The sequence below is a fragment of the Pseudomonas sp. 910_23 genome (assembly GCF_052850795.1).
The window spans coordinates 143,198-165,911 of sequence record NZ_VXCZ01000008.1; the positions used below are offsets into that span (position 1 = coordinate 143,198).

20 protein-coding genes and 1 pseudogene are annotated in these 22,714 nt (G+C 61.2%); 11 read left to right on the forward strand and 10 right to left on the reverse strand.

All coding sequences use genetic code 11. The features are described from left to right. The first annotated feature begins 5 nt into the window (after window positions 1-5). Genes lysA through FW800_RS12250 form a run of 5 tightly spaced genes read left to right on the forward strand, consistent with a single transcriptional unit; the run spans window position 6 to window position 4,411 of the window. On the forward strand, window positions 6-1,253 hold the full coding sequence (gene lysA, locus FW800_RS12230) for a diaminopimelate decarboxylase (RefSeq protein WP_032878765.1): 1,248 nt from the start codon (window positions 6-8) through the stop codon (window positions 1,251-1,253). Between the two features lie 3 nt (window positions 1,254-1,256). Further along, window positions 1,257-2,087, forward strand: coding sequence for a diaminopimelate epimerase (gene dapF / locus FW800_RS12235; RefSeq protein WP_078822621.1), 831 nt, complete (start codon window positions 1,257-1,259; stop codon window positions 2,085-2,087). Between the two features lie 13 nt (window positions 2,088-2,100). Then, window positions 2,101-2,817 (forward strand): DUF484 family protein, encoded by a 717-nt coding sequence (locus tag FW800_RS12240; RefSeq protein ID WP_005792447.1) that lies wholly within the window; start codon window positions 2,101-2,103, stop codon window positions 2,815-2,817. Window positions 2,818-2,819: 2 nt separating this feature from the next. Next, window positions 2,820-3,719, forward strand: coding sequence for a tyrosine recombinase XerC (gene xerC, locus FW800_RS12245; RefSeq protein ID WP_032878757.1), 900 nt, complete (start codon window positions 2,820-2,822; stop codon window positions 3,717-3,719). After that, complete coding sequence (locus FW800_RS12250) at window positions 3,716-4,411, forward strand: HAD family hydrolase (RefSeq protein ID WP_032878755.1); 696 nt, start codon at window positions 3,716-3,718, stop codon at window positions 4,409-4,411. Before xerC ends, FW800_RS12250 begins: the two co-directional genes overlap by 4 nt. 96 nt (window positions 4,412-4,507) lie before the next feature. Here FW800_RS12250 and sutA read toward each other — a convergent pair whose 3' ends face one another. The 4 genes from sutA to glnK all read right to left on the reverse strand — a co-directional run bounded on the left by sutA (window position 4,508) and on the right by glnK (window position 7,288). Further along, entirely contained in the window at window positions 4,508-4,840 is a 333-nt protein-coding gene (gene sutA, locus FW800_RS12255; protein WP_032878753.1) for a transcriptional regulator SutA, read from the reverse strand. 102 nt (window positions 4,841-4,942) lie between these two features. Further along, window positions 4,943-5,368: a secondary thiamine-phosphate synthase enzyme YjbQ gene (locus FW800_RS12260; RefSeq protein ID WP_005792453.1), complete on the reverse strand. Its 426-nt coding sequence runs from the start codon at window positions 5,366-5,368 to the stop codon at window positions 4,943-4,945. Window positions 5,369-5,577: 209 nt separating this feature from the next. Next, entirely contained in the window at window positions 5,578-6,915 is a 1,338-nt protein-coding gene (locus FW800_RS12265; protein ID WP_032878752.1) for an ammonium transporter, read from the reverse strand. Window positions 6,916-6,949: 34 nt separating this feature from the next. Next, window positions 6,950-7,288 (reverse strand): P-II family nitrogen regulator, encoded by a 339-nt coding sequence (gene glnK, locus FW800_RS12270; RefSeq protein ID WP_002555808.1) that lies wholly within the window; start codon window positions 7,286-7,288, stop codon window positions 6,950-6,952. 422 nt (window positions 7,289-7,710) lie between these two features. On the opposite strand from glnK, the gene FW800_RS12275 reads away from it, so the two are divergent. Together FW800_RS12275 and FW800_RS12280 are read left to right on the forward strand one after the other, a co-directional pair. Beyond that, entirely contained in the window at window positions 7,711-7,974 is a 264-nt protein-coding gene (locus tag FW800_RS12275) for an accessory factor UbiK family protein (protein WP_005792456.1), read from the forward strand. A gap of 214 nt (window positions 7,975-8,188) precedes the next feature. Further along, window positions 8,189-9,685 carry a YifB family Mg chelatase-like AAA ATPase gene (locus tag FW800_RS12280; protein WP_005792457.1) on the forward strand — a complete coding sequence of 499 codons (1,497 nt, stop codon included), beginning with the start codon at window positions 8,189-8,191 and terminating at the stop codon, window positions 9,683-9,685. 6 nt (window positions 9,686-9,691) lie between these two features. Here the strand turns inward: FW800_RS12280 and FW800_RS12285 are convergent, their stop codons facing one another. Then, window positions 9,692-10,267, reverse strand: coding sequence for a TetR/AcrR family transcriptional regulator (locus tag FW800_RS12285; protein ID WP_032878749.1), 576 nt, complete (start codon window positions 10,265-10,267; stop codon window positions 9,692-9,694). A gap of 112 nt (window positions 10,268-10,379) precedes the next feature. Here FW800_RS12285 and FW800_RS12290 point away from each other — a divergent pair, with 112 nt between their 5' ends. Further along, entirely contained in the window at window positions 10,380-11,294 is a 915-nt protein-coding gene (locus FW800_RS12290) for an ABC transporter six-transmembrane domain-containing protein (protein ID WP_179119857.1), read from the forward strand. A 3-nt stretch (window positions 11,295-11,297) separates the two neighbouring features. On the opposite strand, the gene FW800_RS12295 is transcribed toward FW800_RS12290, so the two are convergent. From FW800_RS12295 to FW800_RS12305, 3 genes and pseudogenes are all read right to left on the reverse strand, one after another. Then, window positions 11,298-12,158 carry a methyl-accepting chemotaxis protein gene (locus FW800_RS12295; protein WP_372804228.1) on the reverse strand — a complete coding sequence of 287 codons (861 nt, stop codon included), beginning with the start codon at window positions 12,156-12,158 and terminating at the stop codon, window positions 11,298-11,300. A 42-nt stretch (window positions 12,159-12,200) separates the two neighbouring features. Further along, a pseudogene (locus tag FW800_RS12300) lies at window positions 12,201-13,274 on the reverse strand (Cache 3/Cache 2 fusion domain-containing protein); the annotation flags it as partial. 176 nt (window positions 13,275-13,450) lie between these two features. Next, window positions 13,451-14,371, reverse strand: coding sequence for a LysR substrate-binding domain-containing protein (locus FW800_RS12305; protein ID WP_078822626.1), 921 nt, complete (start codon window positions 14,369-14,371; stop codon window positions 13,451-13,453). Between the two features lie 151 nt (window positions 14,372-14,522). Between FW800_RS12305 and FW800_RS12310 the strand changes: the two genes are divergently transcribed. Further along, window positions 14,523-15,926 carry a NorM family multidrug efflux MATE transporter gene (locus tag FW800_RS12310; protein WP_078822627.1) on the forward strand — a complete coding sequence of 468 codons (1,404 nt, stop codon included), beginning with the start codon at window positions 14,523-14,525 and terminating at the stop codon, window positions 15,924-15,926. A gap of 139 nt (window positions 15,927-16,065) precedes the next feature. Here the strand turns inward: FW800_RS12310 and FW800_RS12315 are convergent, their stop codons facing one another. Then, the gene (locus FW800_RS12315) at window positions 16,066-17,730 is read right to left on the reverse strand and encodes a putative bifunctional diguanylate cyclase/phosphodiesterase (protein WP_005792463.1); all 1,665 of its coding nucleotides are present in this window, start codon (window positions 17,728-17,730) and stop codon (window positions 16,066-16,068) included. 265 nt (window positions 17,731-17,995) lie between these two features. Between FW800_RS12315 and rep the strand changes: the two genes are divergently transcribed. Then, on the forward strand, window positions 17,996-20,005 hold the full coding sequence (gene rep / locus FW800_RS12320) for a DNA helicase Rep (protein WP_005792464.1): 2,010 nt from the start codon (window positions 17,996-17,998) through the stop codon (window positions 20,003-20,005). A gap of 58 nt (window positions 20,006-20,063) precedes the next feature. After that, window positions 20,064-20,636 (forward strand): xanthine phosphoribosyltransferase, encoded by a 573-nt coding sequence (locus FW800_RS12325; protein WP_032878740.1) that lies wholly within the window; start codon window positions 20,064-20,066, stop codon window positions 20,634-20,636. 115 nt (window positions 20,637-20,751) lie between these two features. Here FW800_RS12325 and FW800_RS12330 read toward each other — a convergent pair whose 3' ends face one another. Then, window positions 20,752-22,674, reverse strand: coding sequence for an acetyl-CoA hydrolase/transferase C-terminal domain-containing protein (locus FW800_RS12330; protein WP_446437725.1), 1,923 nt, complete (start codon window positions 22,672-22,674; stop codon window positions 20,752-20,754). Window positions 22,675-22,714 lie beyond the last annotated feature (40 nt).

Sequence of the window (22,714 nt, forward strand, 5' to 3'; positions counted from 1 at the left end):
AACTTATGGACGCTTTTAACTACCGGGACGGCGAGCTGTTCGCGGAAGGCGTGGCGCTGTCCGCGATTGCCCAGCGCTTTGGTACCCCGACCTACGTGTACTCCCGTACGCATATCGAAGCCCAATACCGCTCGTTCACTGACGCCCTCGATGGCGTGCCGCATCTGGTGTGCTACGCGGTCAAGGCCAACTCCAACCTGGGTGTGCTGAATGTCCTGGCGCGCATGGGCGCCGGTTTCGACATCGTCTCCCGTGGCGAGCTCGAACGCGTATTGGCCGCCGGCGGCCAGGCTGAGAAAATCGTGTTCTCCGGCGTCGGCAAGACCCGCGAAGACATGCGCCGCGCCCTGGAAGTCGGCGTGCATTGCTTCAACGTCGAATCCACCGACGAGCTGGAGCGCCTGCAAGTCGTTGCCGCCGAGATGGGCGTTCGGGCGCCGATCTCCCTGCGCGTCAACCCGGATGTCGACGCCGGCACCCACCCGTACATTTCCACCGGTCTCAAAGAGAACAAGTTCGGCATCGCCATCGCCGACGCCGAAGAGGTGTACATCCGCGCCGCGCAACTGCCGAACCTGGAAGTGCTGGGTGTCGACTGCCATATCGGCTCGCAACTGACCACACTGCCACCCTTTCTGGATGCCCTTGACCGTCTGCTGGCCTTGATCGATCGTTTGGGCGAGTGCGGCATCTACCTGCAGCACATCGACCTGGGCGGCGGCGTCGGCGTACGTTATCGAGACGAAGAGCCACCGTTGATTAGCGACTATATCCAGGCCGTGCGCGAACGCATCGAAGGCCGCGACCTGACGCTGATGTTCGAGCCGGGCCGCTATATTGTCGCCAACGCCGGCGTGCTGTTGACCCAGGTCGAGTACCTCAAGCACACCGAACACAAGGACTTCGCCATCGTCGATGCGGCGATGAACGACCTGATCCGCCCGGCGCTGTACCAGGCCTGGATGGATGTCACCGCCGTGACGCCTCGCGCAAGCGAAGCACGCACCTATGACATCGTCGGCCCGATCTGCGAGACCGGCGACTTCCTGGCCAAGGATCGTCAGCTGGCCCTGGAAGAAGGTGATCTGCTGGCCGTGCATTCGGCGGGTGCCTATGGGTTTGTCATGAGTTCCAACTACAACACTCGCGGCCGTGCCGCCGAGGTGCTGGTGGACGGTGATCAAGCATTTGAAGTGCGTCGCCGCGAGACGGTAGCCCAGTTGTATGCTGGCGAAAGCCTGCTGCCGGAGTAAGCCATGCTGCTGCGTTTTACCAAGATGCACGGGCTGGGCAATGATTTCATGGTTCTCGACCTGGTCAGCCAGCACGCGCACATCCTGCCCAAACACGCCAAACAGTGGGGCGACCGTCACACCGGCATCGGTTTCGACCAGTTGCTGCTGGTGGAGGCGCCGAGCAACCCGGAGGTGGATTTCCGCTACCGGATCTTCAATTCCGACGGTTCCGAAGTGGAACAGTGCGGCAACGGAGCGCGCTGCTTTGCACGCTTTGTGCTGGACAAGCGCCTGACCGCCAAGCGCCAGATTCGCGTCGAAACCAAGGGCGGCGTGATCGAACTGGATATTCGCAGTGACGGCCAGATCAGCGTCAACATGGGCGCGCCACGCCTGGTGCCGGCGGATATTCCGTTCCAGGCCACCGAGCAGGCCCTCAGTTACCCGCTGGACGTGGATGGCAAAACCGTGGATATCGCCGCCGTGTCCATGGGCAACCCCCATGCGGTACTGCGGGTCAACGACATCAATAACGCCCCAGTGCACGAACTGGGGCCGAAGATCGAACATCACCCGCGCTTTCCAGCGCGGGTCAATGTGGGCTTCCTGCAGGTGATCGACCGTACCCGCGCGCAATTGCGCGTTTGGGAACGCGGCGCCGGCGAAACCCAGGCTTGCGGTACCGGCGCTTGTGCCGCTGCCGTAGCCGCGATCAGCCAGGGGTGGATGGACTCGCCGCTGCTGATCGACCTGCCCGGTGGACGCTTGTCCATCGAATGGGCAGGCCCTGGCCACCCGGTGATGATGACCGGGCCGGCCTCGCGTGTATACGAAGGACAGGTCCGTCTATGAGTGAGCCAAGCCAATGACCGATAAGCCTCAAGTACCCGCACACGCTACCCCGAGTGAAAGCCTGGAGGCCGCTGCTGTCGCGGCGTACCTTGAGGCTAATCCGGACTTCTTCGTCGAGCATGAAGAACTGCTGCCAGCCTTGCGCATTCCCCACCAGCGCGGCGATACCGTGTCGCTGGTGGAACGACAGATGAAGATCCTGCGCGAGCGCAATATTGAAATGCGCCATCGGCTTTCCCACCTGATGGACGTGGCCCGCGACAACGACCGCTTGTTCGACAAGACCCGCCGCCTGATCCTGACCCTGATGGACGCCGCCAGCCTGGAAGAAACGGTGATCGCCGTGGAAGACAGCCTGCGCGAGGACTTCCAGGTGCCCTTTGTCAGCCTGATCCTGTTCAGCGACAATCCGATGCCGGTGGGTCGCTGGGTCACAGGTGGTGAAGCACAGACAGCCATCGGCGGCTTGCTGTCCGAAGGCAAGACTGTCAGCGGCACCTTGCGTGAACATGAACTGGACTTCCTGTTTGGCGCCGAGCAGCGCAAGCAGATCGGTTCTACCGCCGTCATCGCCGTCAGCCATCAAGGCTTGCACGGCGTGCTGGCCATCGCCAGCCGTGACCCTGCGCACTACAAAAGTTCGGTGGGCACGCTGTTCCTGACCTACATCGCCGAAGTACTGGGCCGCGTCCTGCCGCGCCACACCACCACACTGCGCGCGGTGCGCTGACCATGGAGCGGCAACTGGACGCCTACTGCGCTCACCTGCGCAATGAGCGCCAGGTGTCGCCCCACACCCTTGAAGCCTATCGGCGGGACTTGAACAAGGTCCTGGCCTATTGTGAGAAACAGCACGTCAGTAGCTGGAAAGCCCTGGATATTCAGGCCCTGCGCAGCCTGATCGCCCGGTTGCACCAGCAAGGCCAGTCCTCGCGCAGCCTGTCTCGCCTGCTGTCGGCAGTGCGCGGCCTCTATCACTATCTCAATCGCGAAGGCTTGTGCGATCACGACCCGGCCAATGGCCTGTCCCCGCCCAAAGGCGAGCGGCGCCTGCCCAAGACCCTGGATACCGATCGTGCCTTGCAGCTGCTCGATGGTGCGGTAGAGGATGACTTCCTGGCCCATCGCGACCAGGCAATCCTTGAGCTGTTCTATTCTTCGGGCCTGCGCCTGTCGGAGCTGACAAGCCTGAACCTCGATCAGTTGGACCTCGCCGATGGCCTGATACAAGTGCTCGGCAAAGGCAGCAAGACCCGCGTACTGCCGGTGGGCAGAAAAGCCCGCGAAGCCTTGCAGCTATGGCTGCCACTGCGCCTTTTGACCAACCCGGCGGACGATGCGGTGTTCGTCAGCCAGCAAGGCCGACGCCTGGGGCCCCGAGCGATCCAGCTTCGGGTCAAGGCCGCCGGCGAGCGGGAGCTGGGGCAGAATCTGCACCCGCACATGCTGCGCCATTCCTTCGCCAGCCACCTGCTGGAGTCCTCCCAGGATCTGCGCGCCGTACAGGAACTGCTCGGCCACGCCGATATCAAGACCACTCAGATCTATACACACCTGGACTTCCAGCACCTGGCAACGGTGTACGACAGCGCCCATCCCCGGGCCAAACGCATCAAAGGCAGCGACTCATGAGTATCAAGCTGATCACCTTCGACCTGGACGACACCCTCTGGGACAACGTACCCGTCATCATCAGCGCCGAAGCGTCGATGCGCGAATGGCTGGCGCTCAACGCCTCCAAGGTCGGGGACCTACCCCTGGAGCATTTCGCCAGCCTGCGCCAGCAAGTATTGCAGCGTCATCCCGAGCTCAAGCACCGCATCAGCATCCTGCGCCATCGGGTGTTGATGCTGGCATTCGAAGAGGCCGGCTATCCCCAGCCTGAAGCGGCGCAAATGGCGGATGTGTGCTTCGAAGCGTTCATCCATGCACGTCACCAGCTCACCGTGTTCCCGGAAGCCGAGCCGATGCTCAAGGCGCTGCGCCAGCACTTCCTGCTGGGGGTGATCACCAATGGCAATGCCGATGTGCAGCGCGTTGGCCTGGCGGAGTACTTCCATTTTGCCTTGCGCGCTGAAGACATCGGCATTGCCAAGCCGGACGGGCGCTTGTTTGAAGAGGCGTTGCAGCGCGGAGGCGTGGACGCCGGAGCGGCGGTGCACGTGGGCGATCACCCTGGGGATGACATCGCCGGTGCTCAGCAGGCGGGGCTGCGGGCGGTGTGGTTTAACCCCGCGGGCAAGGCCTGGGAGGGTGACAAGCACCCGGATGCGCAGATTCGCAGCCTGACGGAGTTGCCGCCACTGCTGAGTCGCTGGGGTTAACACTGCCCCCCAATGTGGGAGCGAACTGGTAATGGCTCCAGGCATGAAAAAGCCCGCAGCGACGGCGGGCTTTTTCTTACAAGCAGGAGGCAGACCTTAGATAGGTCGGCTGCCGTACTTGTTATCCGGCTTCTTCGGTGGGTCTGCAACCACGTTAGCCTCGACTTCGACCACTTTGCCGCCTTTAGCGAGGAACTCTTCCATCGCACGGGCCAGGGCATCGCGCTCTTTGTTCTTGGCTTCAACGCTTGGCAGCTCGTCTACCGAAACAGCAGCCTTGGCTTTGCCTTTGGCTTTGGGAGCCGCGTCATCGGCACCGCCATCCTCGGCATCGTCAGCAACGTCTTCCGCCGCTACTTCAAGACCTTCTTCGGTGTCGTCTTCATCACCTACTTCGAGGTCGTCTTGTTCCAGATCATCGTCGCTCATGTTCTACCTCATGACTTGCGAAAAGCAGATTAGTTATAGCCCAGCTTCACCCTCTGTCGAGGTCGCCGGAAAAAAATCAACATCCACCGGATTTCCAGTGGCTTATGCCTCTTCACCGTGCAAGGTGGCGAGGACTTTACGAGCACCGCCATGATCACGGTGCTCGCCCAGATAAACACCTTGCCAGGTCCCCATCGCCAAGCGGCCGGCCTTGACCGGCAAACTCAGCTGGCAGCCCAGCAGACTGGCCTTGAAGTGCGCCGGCAGATCATCCGGACCTTCGTCGTTATGTTCAAACCCTGCGCGGCCCTGTGGCACCAGCAGGTTGAAAAAACGCTCGAAGTCACGGCGAACCGCCGGGTCGGCATTCTCGTTGACGGTCAACGAGGCCGAGGTGTGCTGCAGCCACAAATGCAACAGGCCCACACGGCAAGCCTTCAATTCAGGCAAGCCGGCAAGCAACTCGTCCGTTACCAGATGAAAGCCCCGGGGCTTGGCCCGCAGGGTAATCAGGGTCTGTTGCCACATACAGTTCTCCGCCCATCGGCGCGCATTCTAGCGCGCTCTGGGAAAAAACAAAGTGCCGAATACGCCTTCATGCCTGTAAGACATTTGCACTCTGAAAAGTGCCGTGTGGATCCCATCACAAAGTTGATAAAAAACCCATACACCTTTAGCCAAAGACAAACACCAGACAAAAAAATGCCCGGCAAGCCGGGCATGTTTTTTTCGCGTACTTACAAGTTGTAGCCGCGCTCGTTGTGTTGCGCCAGGTCGAGGCCCACAGCCTCTTCTTCCTCAGTGACACGCAGGCCCATGACCATGTCCAGCACCTTGAGGATGACGAAGGTCACGATGGCTGTATAGATCACAGTGAAGCCTACGCCTTTGCACTGGATCCAGACCTGGGCAGCGATATCGGTCACGGTGCCGAAGCCGCCCAGTGCCGGGGCTGCAAACACACCGGTGAGGATCGCACCGACGATACCGCCGATACCGTGCACACCGAAGGCGTCCAGGGAGTCGTCGTAGCCCAGCTTGCGCTTGAGGCTGGTGGCGCAGAAGAAGCACACCACACCGGCAACCAGGCCGATCACCAGGGCACCCATCGGGCCCACGGTGCCAGCGGCTGGCGTCACGGCGACCAGGCCGGCCACCACACCTGAGGCAATGCCCAGTGCACTTGGCTTGCCGTGAGTGATCCACTCGGCGAACATCCAGCCCAGCGCCGCAGCAGCCGTGGCAATCTGGGTGACCAGCATCGCCATGCCCGCCGTGCCGTTGGCCGCCGCAGCGGAGCCGGCGTTGAAGCCAAACCAGCCGATCCACAGCATGGCCGCGCCGATCAAGGTATAACCCAGGTTGTGCGGTGCCATTGGTGTAGTCGGGAAGCCTTTACGCTTGCCCAGCACGATGCACGCCACCAGGCCCGCCACACCCGCGTTGATGTGCACGACGGTGCCGCCGGCGAAGTCCAGCACGCCCCAGTCCCACATCAGGCCACCGTTGCCGCTCCAGACCATGTGCGCGATCGGCGCGTAGACCAGGGTGAACCAGATAGCCATGAAGATCAGCATCGCGGAGAACTTCATGCGCTCTGCGAAGGCACCGACGATCAGCGCCGGGGTGATGATGGCGAAGGTCATCTGGAAGGTGATGAACACGGCTTCCGGAAACAGCGCCGCAGGCCCGGTGATGCTGGCCGGGGTGACACCCGCCAGGAACGCCTTGCCCAGGCCGCCGAAGAAGGAGTTGAAGTTGACCACACCCTGTTCCATACCGGTGGTATCAAACGCGATGCTGTAGCCGTAGACGACCCACAGGATGCTGATCAAGCCGGTGATGGCAAAGCACTGCATCATCACTGACAGAATATTCTTGGAGCGGACCATGCCGCCGTAGAACAGCGCCAGGCCAGGGATGGTCATGAACAGCACCAAAGCGGTGGCGGTCAGCATCCAGGCGGTGTCGCCGGAGTTGAGGACTGGAGCAGCCACTTCGTCTGCCGCCATGGCCAGGCTTGGCATTACGATGGACAGCAGGGCTCCGAGCCCTGCGAATTTACGCAGAGTCATAGTGTTTTCTCCTGGGGCGTTGGGGTTTGGCGGCTTAGATTGCGTCGGTATCGGTTTCGCCGGTACGGATGCGAATAGCCTGTTCCAGATTGACCACGAAGATCTTGCCGTCACCGATCTTGCCGGTGTTGGCCGCCTTGGTTATCGCCTCGATAACCCGGTCAAGATCCTTGTCGTCAATGGCGACATCAATCTTCACCTTCGGCAGGAAATCGACTACGTATTCCGCGCCACGATACAGCTCGGTATGACCCTTCTGCCGACCGAAGCCCTTGACCTCAGTAACGGTAATGCCCTGCACGCCGATCTCGGACAGTGACTCGCGTACATCGTCCAACTTGAACGGCTTGATGATGGCAGTGACTAGCTTCATGAAAACTCTCTCCCGAATTGGTGGACTTGCCCCAGGAAAACAAACCCGTCTCAAGTCTAAGCGCAGTGCCTGGCTTTGTAACGCATCGTCGCCTCGGCATTTGCCGTTGCGACGCCAGCGATCCACTGGTGACGAAACCTGTACCCCTGATCCGTCGGCGCACTGCATTCGTCACAGCGACTGCATCAGTGCATGGGTCATGATCGTCTAAGCAGAAACCTTGCCAGCTCCGTAAAAACCACTGAAATCAATCCCTTGCTCACTTGTGCCCACCCACGGGGCGTGCGCGCGGCCGCAATGCGCATCAAAACGGTGCGCAGCCGCCCGCTTTGATGCGCGAAAACCGTGCGCAACGCGGCATGAAAAAGACTATAGACGCTGCGTGATACACTGCTGGCCAACTGTTTTCCGGAATGTTTCCCATGCTCGCGCCCAAAGACCTCCTCGACGCCCTGAGCGGCCACGCCTCTCGCCTGTTCAGCGGCGACACCCCGCTGCCCCGCAATGAAATCGAAAGCCAGTTCAAGGCATTGCTGCAAAGTGGTTTCAGCAAGCTCGACCTGGTCAGCCGGGAAGAGTTTGACAGCCAGATGGTGGTGCTGGCCCGCACGCGTGCGCGGTTGGAGAGCCTGGAGGCGAAGGTGGCTGAACTTGAAGCACGGTTGGCGCCATCCTCTGCTGAATAAACACGGTTAGTGTGGGAGCTGGCTTGCCTGCGATGGCGGTGAATCAGCGGATGATTCTTTGCTGACATACCGTTATCGCAGGCAAGCCAGCTCCCACATTTGTTTTGCATTGCCGCCCGGATACGTTCTGTAAAACCTCCCTCCCTCGCTGGACGCCCCCCTCGTCTACCCTTGAAAAAACCGCAGGAAGCGCCCCCCCATTCAAGGAACGAGCATGTCCCTCGCTATCGTGCACAGCCGCGCCCAGGTCGGCGTTGAAGCCCCCGCCGTCACCGTTGAAGTGCATATGGCCAATGGCTTGCCATCGCTGACGCTGGTGGGCCTGCCGGAAACTGCAGTGAAGGAAAGCAAGGATCGCGTTCGCAGCGCCATTCTCAACTCGGCGCTGCAATACCCGGCCCGGCGCATCACCCTCAATCTCGCGCCCGCCGACCTACCCAAGGACGGCGGGCGCTTTGATCTGGCGATTGCCCTGGGGATCCTGGCGGCCAGTGTGCAAGTGCCGGCCTTGATGCTTGATGACGTGGAGTGCCTTGGGGAGTTGGCGTTGTCCGGCGAGGTGCGGGCGGTCAAAGGTGTGTTGCCGGCCGCGCTGGCAGCGCGCAAGGCCGGGCGCACCGTGATAGTGCCCAGGGCCAATGCCGAGGAAGCCTGCCTTGCGTCGGGGCTCAAAGTGATTGCGGTGGACCACCTGCTGCAAGTGGTGGCGCACCTTAATGGGCATGTGCCGATTGAGCCCTACAGGTCCGACGGCTTGCTGTACTTGAACAAGCCTTACCCGGACCTGAGTGAAGTGCAGGGCCAACTGGCAGCCAAGCGGGCCTTGCTGATTGCGGCGGCCGGCGCACATAACCTGCTGTTCAGCGGGCCACCCGGTACCGGCAAAACCCTGTTGGCCAGCCGCCTGCCGGGCTTGCTGCCACCGCTGAGCGAGCAGGAGGCGCTGGAAGTGGCCGCGATCCAATCCGTGGTCAGCCTGGCCCCCCTGAGCCATTGGCCCAATCGCCCGTTCCGCCAGCCGCACCACTCGGCATCCGGCCCGGCGCTGGTGGGTGGCGGCTCGAAGCCGCAGCCGGGGGAAATCACCCTGGCCCATCACGGCGTGCTGTTTCTGGATGAGCTGCCGGAATTTGATCGCAAGGTACTGGAGGTGCTGCGCGAGCCATTGGAGTCGGGGCATATCGTGATCTCCCGAGCCAGGGACCGGGTGAGTTTCCCGGCACGCTTCCAATTGGTCGCGGCCATGAACCCCTGCCCGTGCGGCTACATGGGCGAACCCAGCGGGCGTTGTCGGTGCACGCCGGAACAGATACAACGCTATCGCAACAAGCTATCCGGGCCGCTGCTGGACCGGATTGATTTGCACCTGACAGTCGCGCGGGAGGTCACTGCGCTGAGCCCCTCCCAACAGGCCGGTGACACCACCGCGCAAGCGTCCGCCCAGGTGGCGCAAGCCCGTGAACGCCAGCACCAGCGCCAGGGTTGTGCCAATGCATTCCTCGATCTGCCACGGCTACGCGAACACTGCCAGTTGACCAAAGCCGATGAAAGCTGGCTGGAAAGCGCGTGCGAACGACTGACATTATCGCTGCGTGCAGCCCATCGGTTGCTCAAGGTGGCTCGCACCCTGGCGGACCTTGAGCAAGTGGAAGGCATCGCCCGCCATCATTTGGCGGAGGCGTTGCAGTACCGACCAGCCGCTCATGGCTAGCACTTGTCAGGCAAAATCCAGCAGCAGCCTCGCCACTTCCAGCACCTCTTCCAGCACCGCTTCTGCCGACTCTGCGGAAGGCTTGAGCATCAGGTCATCGGCATAGCCCATCGCCAGGGCGAAGATCTGCCGTGCAGCGCGCTGACACGACTCGCAGCGAAAGACGCCATCGGCAACGCCCCGCTCGATCACTTCGGCAAGCATGCCTTGCCACTGGGCGTTGATCACCAGGTAAGCCTGGGCCATTTGCGGGTCGTGCATGGCTTCGTCCCAGGCGTCGAGCCACAGCGCCCAAGCGGCGTCAGCGGTGCTGGGCAGGCAGTCGCGCAAGAACCCCATTAGCGCCTCCAGCGGTGGCGCATCGGCCAACGGCTCACGCACTTCATCCAACTGCTCATTGGCAAAGCGCACAAAAGCTTCGCGACGCAGTTCATTCCAGTCACTGAAATAGTGATAGACGTGACTGCGTGACAGCCCGGCATGTTCGGCCAAGTCACGGGTGGACACCGCGGCAAAGCCCTTACTGCGAAACAGCTCAAGAGCGGCGGCGATGATCTGGTCTTTACGGTCGATACGCGACATGGGCAATTCCTTCGGGCGCCGGTAGATGAGCGGCGCTTGCTTTTTGAGCGATCGCTCAAGGATACTTGAGCAGTCGCTCAATAATAGCGTCTATCACTCCTTTGGTGCACCCATGACATCCGTCACCCCCCAAATTCTGATCGAAGAAAGCCAGAAAATCGGCCAGCAGTCCGCCAGCCAGACACTCAAGGCTATTGCCAAAGCCTATCCCGGCAAGCTGTCTTGCACCTTGTCGCTGGTGGCGCTGGAGAACGCACTGTTGTTGGCCTATCCGCTGTTTGCCGGGTTCGCGGTGGATTCGATTATCCGCGGCGATGCCACCAGTGCGTTGTTCTATGCCGCCGTGGTCATGGCGTTCTGGGTGGTCGGGGCGGCACGGCGAGCGCTGGATACACGCACGTTCACGCGCATTTACGCCGACCTTGCGGTGCCAGTCATCCTCAACCAGCGCCAACAGAACCACAGCACCTCGAAATCAGCGGCACGGGTGGTGCTGGCACGGGAATTTGTCGACTTCTTTGAAAAGCACGTGCCGATCATCGCCACGGCGTTGGTGTCGATTGTGGGCGCGGCGGTAATGTTGATCGTGATTGAGCCATGGGTAGGCATGGCCTGCCTGGCCGCGCTGCTGCTGTGCATGACCTTGTTGCCACGCTTTGCACAGCGCAATCAGGAACTACACGAGCGCCTGAATAACCGCCTGGAGAAAGAAATCGGCCTGGTCGAAAAGGTCGGCGCGCCGACCCTGCGACGTCACTACCAGGTGCTGTCGCGCCTGCGCATCTGGCTTTCAGACCGCGAGGCTGCGGCGTACCTGTTTCTCGGTACCCTCGCGGCTTTGCTGTTTGTGGTCGCGATCAGCCAGTTGGCCTTGTCCCCAGGGGTCAAGGCCGGCCACATCTACGCGGTGATGACTTACCTGTGGACCTTCGTGACCAGCATGGATGAAGCGCCAGGTATGGTCGACCAACTGGCGCGGCTCAAGGACATCGGCAAGCGCGTAGACCCAGGGCTGGGCGACCACTAAGCCTCAACGAAACCGGTCTACCTCCTGACGCAAGCCTGCCGCCAAGGTTTCCAGTTCCTTGGCGGTGACTGCCAGGTTCGACACCACTTCGCGCTGCTCGCTGTTGGCCAGGGCAATGCTCTGCAAGTTACTGCTGAGCAGGGTTGCGGTGCTGCTCTGCTCCTGGGTGGCGGTGGTGATCGCAGCGAATTGCTGGCCGGCCGAGCGGCTTTGCTCATCGATACGCGCCAGGGCCGAGGCGACGTCGGCGTTGCGCGACAGGCCGTCCTGCATCAATACCTTGCCGTGTTCCATGGTGCTGATGGCGTTGCCGGTTTCCTGCTGGATGCTCTGGATCATCGCCGAAATTTCATCGGTGGCCTGGCGGGTGCGCGAGGCCAGGTTGCGCACTTCGTCGGCGACCACGGCAAAACCGCGGCCTTGCTCACCGGCGCGGGCGGCTTCGATGGCGGCGTTGAGCGCCAGCAGGTTGGTCTGTTCGGCGATGGAGGTAATCACACCGACGATCCCGCCGATTTCCTGGGAGCGCTGGCCCAAGGTGTTGATCACTGCGGCTGTGCTGTTCAGGGCAGTGGCAATATGCTCCAGCGACGATGACGCCTCTTGCATCGAGGTGCGGCCGATCCGGGTCTGCTGGGCATTCTCTTGCGCCAGGCGCTCGGTGTTGCCCATGTTGTCGGCGATGTTCAACGAGGTAGCGCTGAACTCTTCCACCGCGCCGGCCATACTGGTGATCTCGCCAGACTGTTGCTCCATGCCTTCGTAGGCGCCACCGGATAGCCCCGACAGCGCCTGGGCGCGGCTGTTGACCTGTTCGGCAGCACTGCGGATATGCGAAACCATGGTCGACAGCGCTTCACCCATCTGATTGAAGCTGCGCGCCAACTGCCCGATTTCGTCATGGCTGGACACGTTAAGGCGTGCGCTCAAGTCGCCTGCGCCCAGAGCTTGCGCCTGGCGTACCAAATCACTCAATGGCGCCAGCTTGCTGCGCAACAGCCACACCGTGGCGCCCACTGCCAGCAACATCGCCAGCACGCTGCCGATCACCAGGCGAATCCCGACTTCCCACGTCACGGCGCGTATTTCCGCCTTGGGCATACTCGCCACCACCGCCCAGGGGCCGCCTTCGAACGGCACCGAAACGCTGTAGAAATCTTCGTTATTATCGCTCCAGAAACGCCCTGCCCCCGGCGTCTTTGCCAGGTCGAGCATCACGGCAATGGCCTGGTCCGGCGCCTGCACGCCGGCTGGCGGCACCAGCCAATGCTTCTGCTCATCCAGCAGCGCCAGGGAGCCGGTCTGGCCGAGACGGAAGCGCTTGAGATTTTCAAACTGGGCGTTCTGCGCATCGGTGTAATCGAAGCCGATAAACAGCACGGCGATGACCTTGCCGCTGCTGTCACGCACCGGGCTGTACTGGGTCATGTAGGAACGGTCGAACAATACCGCACGGCCGATATAGGTTTGCCCGTCGGCAACACGCTGGTAAGCCGCGCCCTGTCGGTCAAGCACGGTCCCGATGGCACGATTGCCATCCTGCTTGGTCAGGGAAGTGCTCACGCGGATAAAGTCGTCGCCGCTGCGCACGAATACGGTGGCCACACCGCCGGACATTTGCTTGAACTCATCCACTTCTTCGAAATTGTTGTTCAGCACCTCATTACCCAGGTACAGGCTCGGCGTCTGTACACCGGCCACGGCCACGGGTTGGTCGGCACGCACACTCAGGCCGGCGCCGAAGCGTTTTTCAAACAGCCAGCTCAAACGCTGGGTACTCTCGCGCAAGGTGCTGTGGAAGGTATTGAGTTGGTCGGCGAGCAAACGCGCCTCGCTGGCCAGGTGCTCCTCACGGGTGTCGAGGTTGGCGGAGTCGAGGGAACGCAGGGCAAACACAGTGCTGCCGCTGATAACGACAGCCAGAATCACGGCAAGGGCGAGACCTAACTGGGAGGCAATCCGGGCACGAGGTTGAGACATGACAGCTCCTGGCCGAGGCCAGGATCATCCTGATCTCATAGCGCTGCTCGGCAAATTATCTAGTGGGAAACGTTGGTGCACGATGGTTCCAACACACCTTCTTCGGCGGCACTTGGTAATACTTGAGCGAATCACAGGGGTATCCCGCAAACGATTGCATCAACGCCGGCCCCTACTCAATCGAGACGTTCAACCTGAGGCAACTCCATCGCTTTGACTTCACCTTGAAGAAACTCCGCCAGCCGTCGCAAGCGTTCTCCCCCAGGACGAGTTTTCGGCCACACCAGGTAGTAACTTTCCCCACTGGCGACCGCCCTGGGCCACGGCAGGCTCAGGCGTCCCTGGGCGACATCTTCGGCCACCATCAACAAATCGCCCATGGACACGCCATAGCCACGCGCCGCCGCGATCATGCCCAACTCAAGGGTATCGAACACCTGCCCACCCTTGAGAGACACCCGGGACGACAACCCCATGCGCTCCAGCCAGTTGCGCCAGTCACGACGATCAGGCGTGGGATGCAACAACTCGGCACTCGCCAGGCGGGCAGCGTCCCAAGGCCCATCATCCAGCAGGTTCGGCGCGCCCACGGGGATCAGCAATTCGGGGAACAGGTAACTGGCCTCCCAGTCCGCCGGAAAACGCCCATCGCTCAACAACACCGCACAGTCGAAGGGTTCCTGGTTGAAGTCCACTTCATCCACGCTCATCCACGCACTGGTCAGTTGCACCTCATTGCCTGGCTGCAAGGCGCGGAAGCGACTCAGGCGCGCCAATAGCCAGCGCATGGTCAAGGTGGACGGTGCCTTCATGCGCAGAATGTCATCTTCAGTATTCAAGGTATGACAGGCGCGCTCCAACGCAGCGAAGCCTTCGCGCACGCCGGGCAGCAACAGGCGTGCGGCTTCGGTGAGCTGCAGATTGCGACCGCTGCGCTGGAAAAGGCGGCAGGCGAAATGCTCCTCGAGGGTGCGGATATGCCGGCTGACCGCACTTTGGGTGATGGACAGTTCCTGCGCCGCACGGGTGAAGGAGTTGTGCCGGGAAGCGGCTTCAAATGCACGCAGGGCATACAGTGGAGGAAGACGACGAGACATTGGGAAAGCTCCGACGGCGCAATATCGGCACCCTATCAGAATCAACGAGGCATGAGTTTTAATCATGTGAACGATCGCTTTTATCCTTTTGTGCAAAGCGCCCAAAGCGCCGAGAATCAATCTCCCCCCATTTCCTGACTATTTGAGTGTGATGATCATGCAACATCCGGCACGTACCGAACTCTGGGCCATTCTGCGGCTGTCGGGGCCGTTGATTGCCTCACAGTTGGCGCACATGCTGATGGTGCTGACCGACACCCTGATGATGGCGCGCCTGAGCCCCGAAGCCCTGGCCGGCGGCGGCCTGGGCGCGGCGAGCTATTCGTTCGTGGCGATCTTCTGCATCGGCGTGATTGCCGCGGTGGGCACCCTGGTCGCCATTCGTCACGGCGCAGGCGATATCGACGGCGCCACGCGCCTCACCCAGGCCGGGCTGTGGCTGGCGTGGTTGATGGCCCTGGCAGCGGCGCTGCTGCTATGGAACTTGAAGCCGGTGCTGCTGATGTTCGGCCAGACCGAAACCAACGTACAAGCGGCGGGGCAATTCCTCACCATCCTGCCTTTCGCCCTGCCCGGCTATCTGACTTTCATGGCGCTGCGCGGCTTTACCAGCGCGATCGGCAAGGCGACGCCGGTGATGGTGATCAGCCTGTGCGGCACCGTGGTCAACTATCTGCTCAATCACGCCTTGATCGAAGGCATGTTCGGCCTGCCGAAACTGGGCCTGATGGGCATAGGCCTGGTGACCGCCATCGTCGCCAACGGCATGGCGCTGGCATTGATGTGGTACATCCGCAGCAACCGCGCCTACGCCGCCTACCCGCTGGGTACCGGCCTGCTGCGCTTGAATACCCACTACCTGCGCGAGCTGTGGCGCCTGGGCCTGCCGATCGGCGGCACCTATGCAGTAGAGGTCGGGCTGTTTGCCTTTGCGGCGTTGTGCATGGGCACCATGGGCAGTACTCAGTTGGCCGCGCATCAGATTGCCCTGCAAATTGTCTCGGTGGCGTTCATGGTACCGGCGGGGATGTCCTACGCGGTGACCATGCGCATCGGCCAGCATTACGGCGCCGGGCAGTTGTTGCAGGCACGCATGGCCGGTCGGGTCGGCATAGGCTTTGGTGCCATGGTAATGCTGGGATTTGCCGTAGTGTTGTGGCTGTTTTCCGACCCGTTGATCGGGCTGTTCCTCGACCATGACAACCCGGCGTTCCATGACGTCATCGTCCTGGCCGTCAGCCTGCTGGCCGTCGCCGCGTGGTTTGAATTGTTCGACGGTGTGCAGACCATTGCCATGGGCTGTATCCGTGGTTTGAAGGACGCCAAGACCACCTTCCTGGTCGGCCTGGGTTGCTACTGGCTGATCGGTGCGCCCTCGGCCTGGCTGATGGCGTTCACTTTAGGCTGGGGGCCCACCGGGGTATGGTGGGGCTTGGCGCTGGGACTGGCGTGCGCGGCGGTGAGCCTGACATGGGCGTTTGAGGCGAAGATGAAGCGGATGATTCGGCGGGAGCCTGAAATGCAGCCTGCCTTTCAGGCCGCACCGACAGAATAAAGCCCTGCTCGGTCAGAACTGTGGGAGGGGGCTTGCTCCCGATTGCTGAGTGTCAGTCACTGCATTTGCTGACTGACGCACCGCTATCGGGAGCAAGCCCCCTCCCACAGTTTTAATTGTATTTGCACGTCTGGATCGCTCAGCCCAACAGCGCCTGCTGGCTTTGCCCAAACATCAGGTACTCCACCAGTTCCGCCAACGGCAACGGCTTGCTGATCAGGTACCCCTGGGCCTGGTCACAACCGAACAACCGCAACAGCTCAAGCTGCTCGGGTGTCTCCACGCCTTCGGCCACCACTTCCAGGTTGAGGTTGTGGGCCAGGTTGATCATCGCGTGTACCAATTTGCGGTTTTCTTCGCGCTCTTCCATGCCGCCGACAAAACTTTTGTCGATCTTCAACAAGGCGATCGGCAGGCTGTTGAGGTGCACGAATGACGAAAACCCGGTGCCGAAGTCATCCAGGGAGAACCGCACGCCGAGGCGGCCCAGGGCGTCCATGGTCTGCTTGACCAGATCGCTGCGGCGCATCACCGCGGTTTCAGTCAATTCGAACTCCAGCCATTGCGCTTCCACGCCACGCTCGGCAATCAGGCGACTGAGTGTGGAGAGCAATTGGCTGTCCTGGAACTGGCGAAACGACAGGTTGACGGCCATGTGCAGCGGCGGCAGGCCGCGTTCGCGCAGGTCTTGCATGTCGCGCAGGGCCCGGGAAATCACCCAGTAGCCCAAAGGCACGATCAGGCCACTCTGCTCGGCCAGCGGCACGAATTCGCTGGGTGGCAACAAGCCGCGCTCACCGTGGCGCCAGCGCACCAGGGCTTCGAGGCCGACGATATGACCGTCGTCCAAGTCCAGGCGCGGCTGGTAATGCAGCTCCAGCTCATCGCGGCGCAAAGCCCGGCGCAGTTCACTTTCCAGGTCGGCCAGGCTGCGAGCGTTGCGGTTGATGCGTTCATTGAAGATGTGAAAGGTGCAGCCCTGGGTGCTTTTGGCCTGCTGCATGGCGATATGGGCGTGCCACATCAACGGGTCAGCGCCGGCGCGGGCGCGCGCATGTGCCACGCCCAGGCTGCAGCCGATCAACAAGCTTTCGCCATCGACCCAGTAAGGCTCGGCCATCACTTCGGTGATGCGCTCGGCCATCCACTCGGCACGCTGGGGCGCGCGACGGGTGTCGATCAGCAAGGCAAATTCATCGCTGCCCAGCCGCGCCAGCTGGTCCCCGGCTTCGAGCTGGCTCTTGAGCCGCGACACCACTTGCAGGATCAACCGATCGCCGGCCTGGTGGCCGAGGGCGTCGTTGGCATGACGGAAGTTGTCCAGGTCCAGATGGCCCAGAGCCAGGCCGCGGCCTTCGTTGTCCGCCAGCCGCGCCGCCAGCAGTGTCTGGAAGCCCTGGCGGTTGGCGATACCGGTGAGCGGGTCCTGCTCGGCCAAGCGCTGCAAGGTGTTCTCCAGAACGCCGCGCTCGCGCACATGGCGCAAGCAGCGGCGCAATGTTTCAGGGTCCAGCCCATTCAGGATCAACCAGTCGCTGACACCGAGCGGCGACACCAGCGGCTCCTGCTCCAACAGCAATACACACGGCAAGCTGCAGCGGCCAGGACCGGGCTGCAGGCTGGGCGTAGTCAATAGCACGGCGCCCTGATCGTCATCGAACAGACGACTCACCGAGTCCCAGTTGGGTGCACTGATCAGCACAGCCCCTTCGCCCATCGGCACCAGGCACTCGCGCAACAACGCTGCCCATGCAGGCTCTTCGGCCAGCAGCAGCAAACGCAAGGGTTCGACAGGCGTAGACAAGCTAACTCCCTAGACTCTGCTAAATTTCGTGAGCGATGGCATTATGACGTGCGGCCTGGCAATGATAAATGCGTGACAAATGATAGGTGTTATCAAACACGCAGACTGTGAAAAATAGTCTGAGTATTCCCCACATCCTGCGGCAAAGTAGCAAAACCGGCAAATTTAGATCGAGTGGTACGTCACACCGTCGTTCTAAGGCAGCAGAATCTTGCCAGCCTGTTAAAATGCCCGCCCTTTTGAACAACGACTCCTAAAACTCCGTATGTCCCGACTCAATCCCCGGCAGCAAGAAGCCGTGAACTACGTCGGCGGCCCTCTATTGGTGCTCGCCGGCGCCGGCTCCGGCAAGACCAGCGTGATCACCCGCAAGATCGCGCACCTGATCCAGAACTGCGGCATCCGCGCCCAGTACATCGTCGCCATGACCTTTACCAACAAGGCGGCGCGAGAAATGAAAGAGCGGGTCGGCACCCTGCTCAAGGGCGGCGAAGGCCGCGGCCTGACGGTGTGTACCTTCCACAATCTGGGCCTGAACATCATCCGCAAGGAGCATGTGCGACTGGGCTACAAGCCCGGCTTCTCGATCTTTGACGAGACCGACGTCAAGGCCCTGATGACCGACATCATGCAGAAGGAATACGCAGGCGACGACGGCGTCGACGAAATCAAGAACATGATCGGCTCATGGAAAAACGACCTGATCCTGCCCGCCGAAGCCCTGGAAGCTGCACGCAACCCCAAGGAGCAGACCGCCGCCATCGTCTACACCCACTACCAGCGCACGCTCAAGGCGTTCAACGCAGTGGACTTCGACGACCTGATCCTGCTGCCGGTCAAGCTGTTCCAGGAACACAAGGACATCCTGGAGAAGTGGCAAAACAAGGTACGCTACCTGCTGGTGGACGAATATCAGGACACCAACGCCAGCCAATACCTGCTGGTGAAGTTGCTGATTGGTACGCGCAACCAGTTCACCGTGGTGGGCGACGACGACCAGTCGATCTACGCCTGGCGCGGCGCCCGCCCGGAAAACCTGATGCTGCTCAAGGAAGACTACCCGTCGCTGAAAGTGGTGATGCTGGAGCAGAACTATCGCTCCACCAGCCGCATCCTGCGTTGCGCCAACGTGCTGATCTCCAACAACCCCCACGAGTTTGAAAAACAACTGTGGAGCGAGATGGGTCATGGCGATGAGATCCGCGTGATCCGCTGCCGCAACGAAGACGCGGAAGCCGAACGCGTGGCCGTGGAAATCCTCAGCCTGCACCTGCGCACCGACCGGCCCTACAGCGACTTTGCGATCCTGTATCGCGGCAACTACCAGGCCAAGCTGATCGAGCTGAAACTGCAGCACCACCAGGTGCCGTATCGCCTGTCGGGCGGCAACAGCTTTTTCGGACGCCAGGAAGTAAAAGACCTGATGGCCTACTTCCGGCTGATCGTGAACCCGGACGACGACAACGCCTTCCTGCGGGTGATCAACGTACCGCGCCGGGAAATCGGCTCCACTACCCTGGAAAAGCTCGGCAACTACGCCACCGAACGCAAGATTTCCATGTATGCCGCCACCGACGAAATCGGCCTGGGCGAACACCTGGACACGCGCTTCACAGATCGCCTGTCGCGCTTCAAGCGCTTCATGGACAAGGTGCGCGAACAGTGCGCCGGCGAAGACCCGATCAGCGCCCTGCGCAGCATGGTCATGGACATCGACTATGAAAACTGGCTGCGCACCAACAGTTCCAGCGACAAGGCCGCGGATTACCGCATGGGCAACGTCTGGTTCCTGATCGAAGCGCTGAAGAACACCCTGGAAAAAGACGAAGACGGCGAAATGACCGTCGAGGACGCCATCGGCAAGCTGGTGTTGCGTGACATGCTTGAGCGCCAGCAGGAAGAGGAAGACGGCGCCGAAGGCGTGCAGATGATGACCTTGCATGCCTCCAAGGGCCTGGAATTTCCCTACGTGTTCATCATGGGCATGGAAGAGGAAATCCTCCCACACCGCTCCAGCATCGAAGCCGACACCATCGAGGAAGAACGGCGCCTGGCCTACGTGGGCATCACCCGCGCACGTCAGACCCTGGCCTTCACCTTTGCCGCCAAGCGCAAGCAATACGGCGAAATCATCGATTGTGCCCCCAGCCGGTTCCTTGACGAGCTGCCGCCCGATGACCTGGCCTGGGAAGGCAATGACGACACCCCCACCGAGGTGAAGGCCGTTCGCGGCAACACCGCCCTGGCGGATATACGCGCAATGCTAAAGCGCTAGAATCGACTACTTTTCAATCTACTTTCGGCGCCTGCTGCGCCATCAGAGGAAGCTTTCCGTGGAAGCACTGCACAAGAAAATTCGCGAAGAAGGCATCGTGCTTTCCGATCAGGTTCTCAAGGTCGACGCCTTTTTGAACCACCAGATCGACCCGGCACTGATGAAACTGATCGGCGACGAATTCGCCGCGCTGTTCAAGGATTCGGGGATCACCAAGATCGTCACCATCGAAGCCTCAGGTATTGCACCGGCGATCATGACCGGGCTGAACCTGGGTGTACCGGTGATCTTCGCGCGTAAGCAGCAGTCGTTGACCCTGACGGAAAACCTGCTGTCGGCAACGGTGTATTCCTTCACCAAGAAAACCGAAAGCACTGTGGCGATCTCCCCACGCCACCTGACCAGCAGCGACCGCGTGCTGGTGATCGATGACTTTTTGGCCAACGGCAAAGCGTCCCAGGCGCTGATTTCGATCATCAAGCAGGCCGGCGCGACTGTTGCGGGCTTGGGGATCGTGATCGAGAAGTCGTTCCAGGGTGGGCGTGCGGAGCTGGATGCGCAGGGTTATCGGGTTGAGTCGCTGGCGCGGGTGAAGTCCTTGGCGGGTGGTGTCGTGACCTTCATCGACTAAATCAACGTGTGGGAGCTGGCTTGCCTGCGATAGCGGAGTGTCAAACGACAGAGATGTCGACTGTCAGGCCCTCATCGCAGGCAAGCCAGCTCCCACATTTGATTTGTGTTGCCTGTCAGCGGGCGGTGGCCTGTAGCCCAGCAAGCAATAGCCGCTGATACAAATCCTCTTTAAACCCCTCCGGCTTATCCAGACGCATCCGTACCAAATGCCCGGGATACGCCTGCGGCTCCGGTGCATCCAGTGCCGCCTTGCCCAACTCCAGAATCTCCGTCAGCTTGAATTTGCTCTTGAGCCAGTTCAGCGCTCGCAACAAGTCCCGCTCCTCATCCGTGAAATCACTGCCCAACGGGTATTCCGGGAACAACCGTCGATGCTTGGCCTGAATCGCCTGGAGGCGTTCCGGCGTGTTGTCCGCAAAGCGCGGATCCAGCTGGAAGTCCTTGGGCAGCTTGCCGGCCTTTTGTGCCTGCTCAATCAAGTCGCCCTGGAAACGCGAGTCGGTGATATTGAGCAGCGCTTCGATCACCTTGGCATCCGTCTGCCCGCGCAAGTCGGCAATGCCGTACTCGGTAATGACGATATCCCGCAGGTGCCGGGGAATGGTGCAGTGGCCGTACTCCCAGACAATATTGGAACTGACCTCGCCCGCCGACTCCCGCCAGCTGCGCAAAATCAGGATTGAACGCGCACCGTCCAGCGCATGCCCCTGGGCAACGAAATTGTATTGCCCGCCCACACCGCTGAGCACGCGACCGTCTTCCAGCTGGTCGGCCACGCCGGCACCGAGCAATGTGACCATGATCGCGCTGTTGATAAAGCGCGCATCCAGGCGCTGCAGCCGCTTGAGTTCTTCCTGGCCGTACAGCTCGTTGATATAGCTGATGGCAGTCATGTTGAATTCGAGACGCTTGGCGTGGGTCATTTCCTGCAAGCGCTGGTAAAAACTGCGCGGCCCTAGAAAGAAGCCACCGTGGATCGACACGCCATCGGGTTGCGCCGCATCGTCCAGAGTGCCTTCGTTGGCCTGCGTCTGGGTCGCCACATCCGGGTAGACCTTGCGCCGCACAATCCCCGCATCGGCCAGAACCAACAGCCCGTTGACAAACATCTCGCTGCATCCGTAAAGGCCACGCGCGAAAGGCTCGACACCGCCCTCACGGCTGATCAGTGGCGCCCACTGATACACATCCAGGTCCGTCAGCAGCAATCGATAGGCTTCGTTATCGGCCTGGCGCGCCAGCAAGGCGGCGGTCAGCGCATCGCCCATGGAGCCAATGCCAATCTGCAAGGTGCCGCCGTCACGTACCAGGGTGCTGGCGTGCAGGCCAATAAAATGATCCTGGAAGCCCACCGGCATGTTCGGCGTGGAAAACAATGTGGTGCTGTCTTTTTCATCGAGCAGGTAGTCGAACGCGTCCATGCCCAACTCGGCGTCGCCGGGCATGTAGGGCAGATCGCTGTGGACCTGGCCGACAACGAGGATGGTTTCCCCGGCTTCGCGGCGCTTGGCGATCATCGGCAGCAGGTCGAGGGTGATATCCGGGTTGCAGCTCAGGCTCAGGCGATCAGGATGCTCGGCGCTGCTGGCAACCAGTTGCGCCACCAGGTTCAGGCCGGCGGCGTTGATGTCGCGGGCGGCATGGCTGTAGTTGCTGCTTACGTAATCCTGCTGCGCCGAAGTGCTGTGGAGCAGGCTGCCGGGCTGCATGAAAAACTGCTGCACTTGGATATTTTTCGGCAGGCTGTCCTTGTGCAGGTCGGCGAGGAAGTCCAGTTCAGGGTAGTCACCAAACACCCGCTCGATGAACGGTTCGAGAAAGCGCTTCTGCAAGCCATCGCCCATCGTCGGGCGGCCCAGGCTCAACGCGGTGTAGATCGTCAGCGCCCGCTCCGGCAGTTTGGCAATACGCCGGTACAGCGCGTTGGCGAACAGATTGGGCTTGCCAAGACCCAGCGGCATGCCCATGTGGATATGCGCCGGCAACCGCGCCAGTACGTCGTCAACTGCTTGCTCGATTGAACACAACTGCACCATCGGACTGCTCCCGAACATTCCATGAATTGGAGTTGGACCG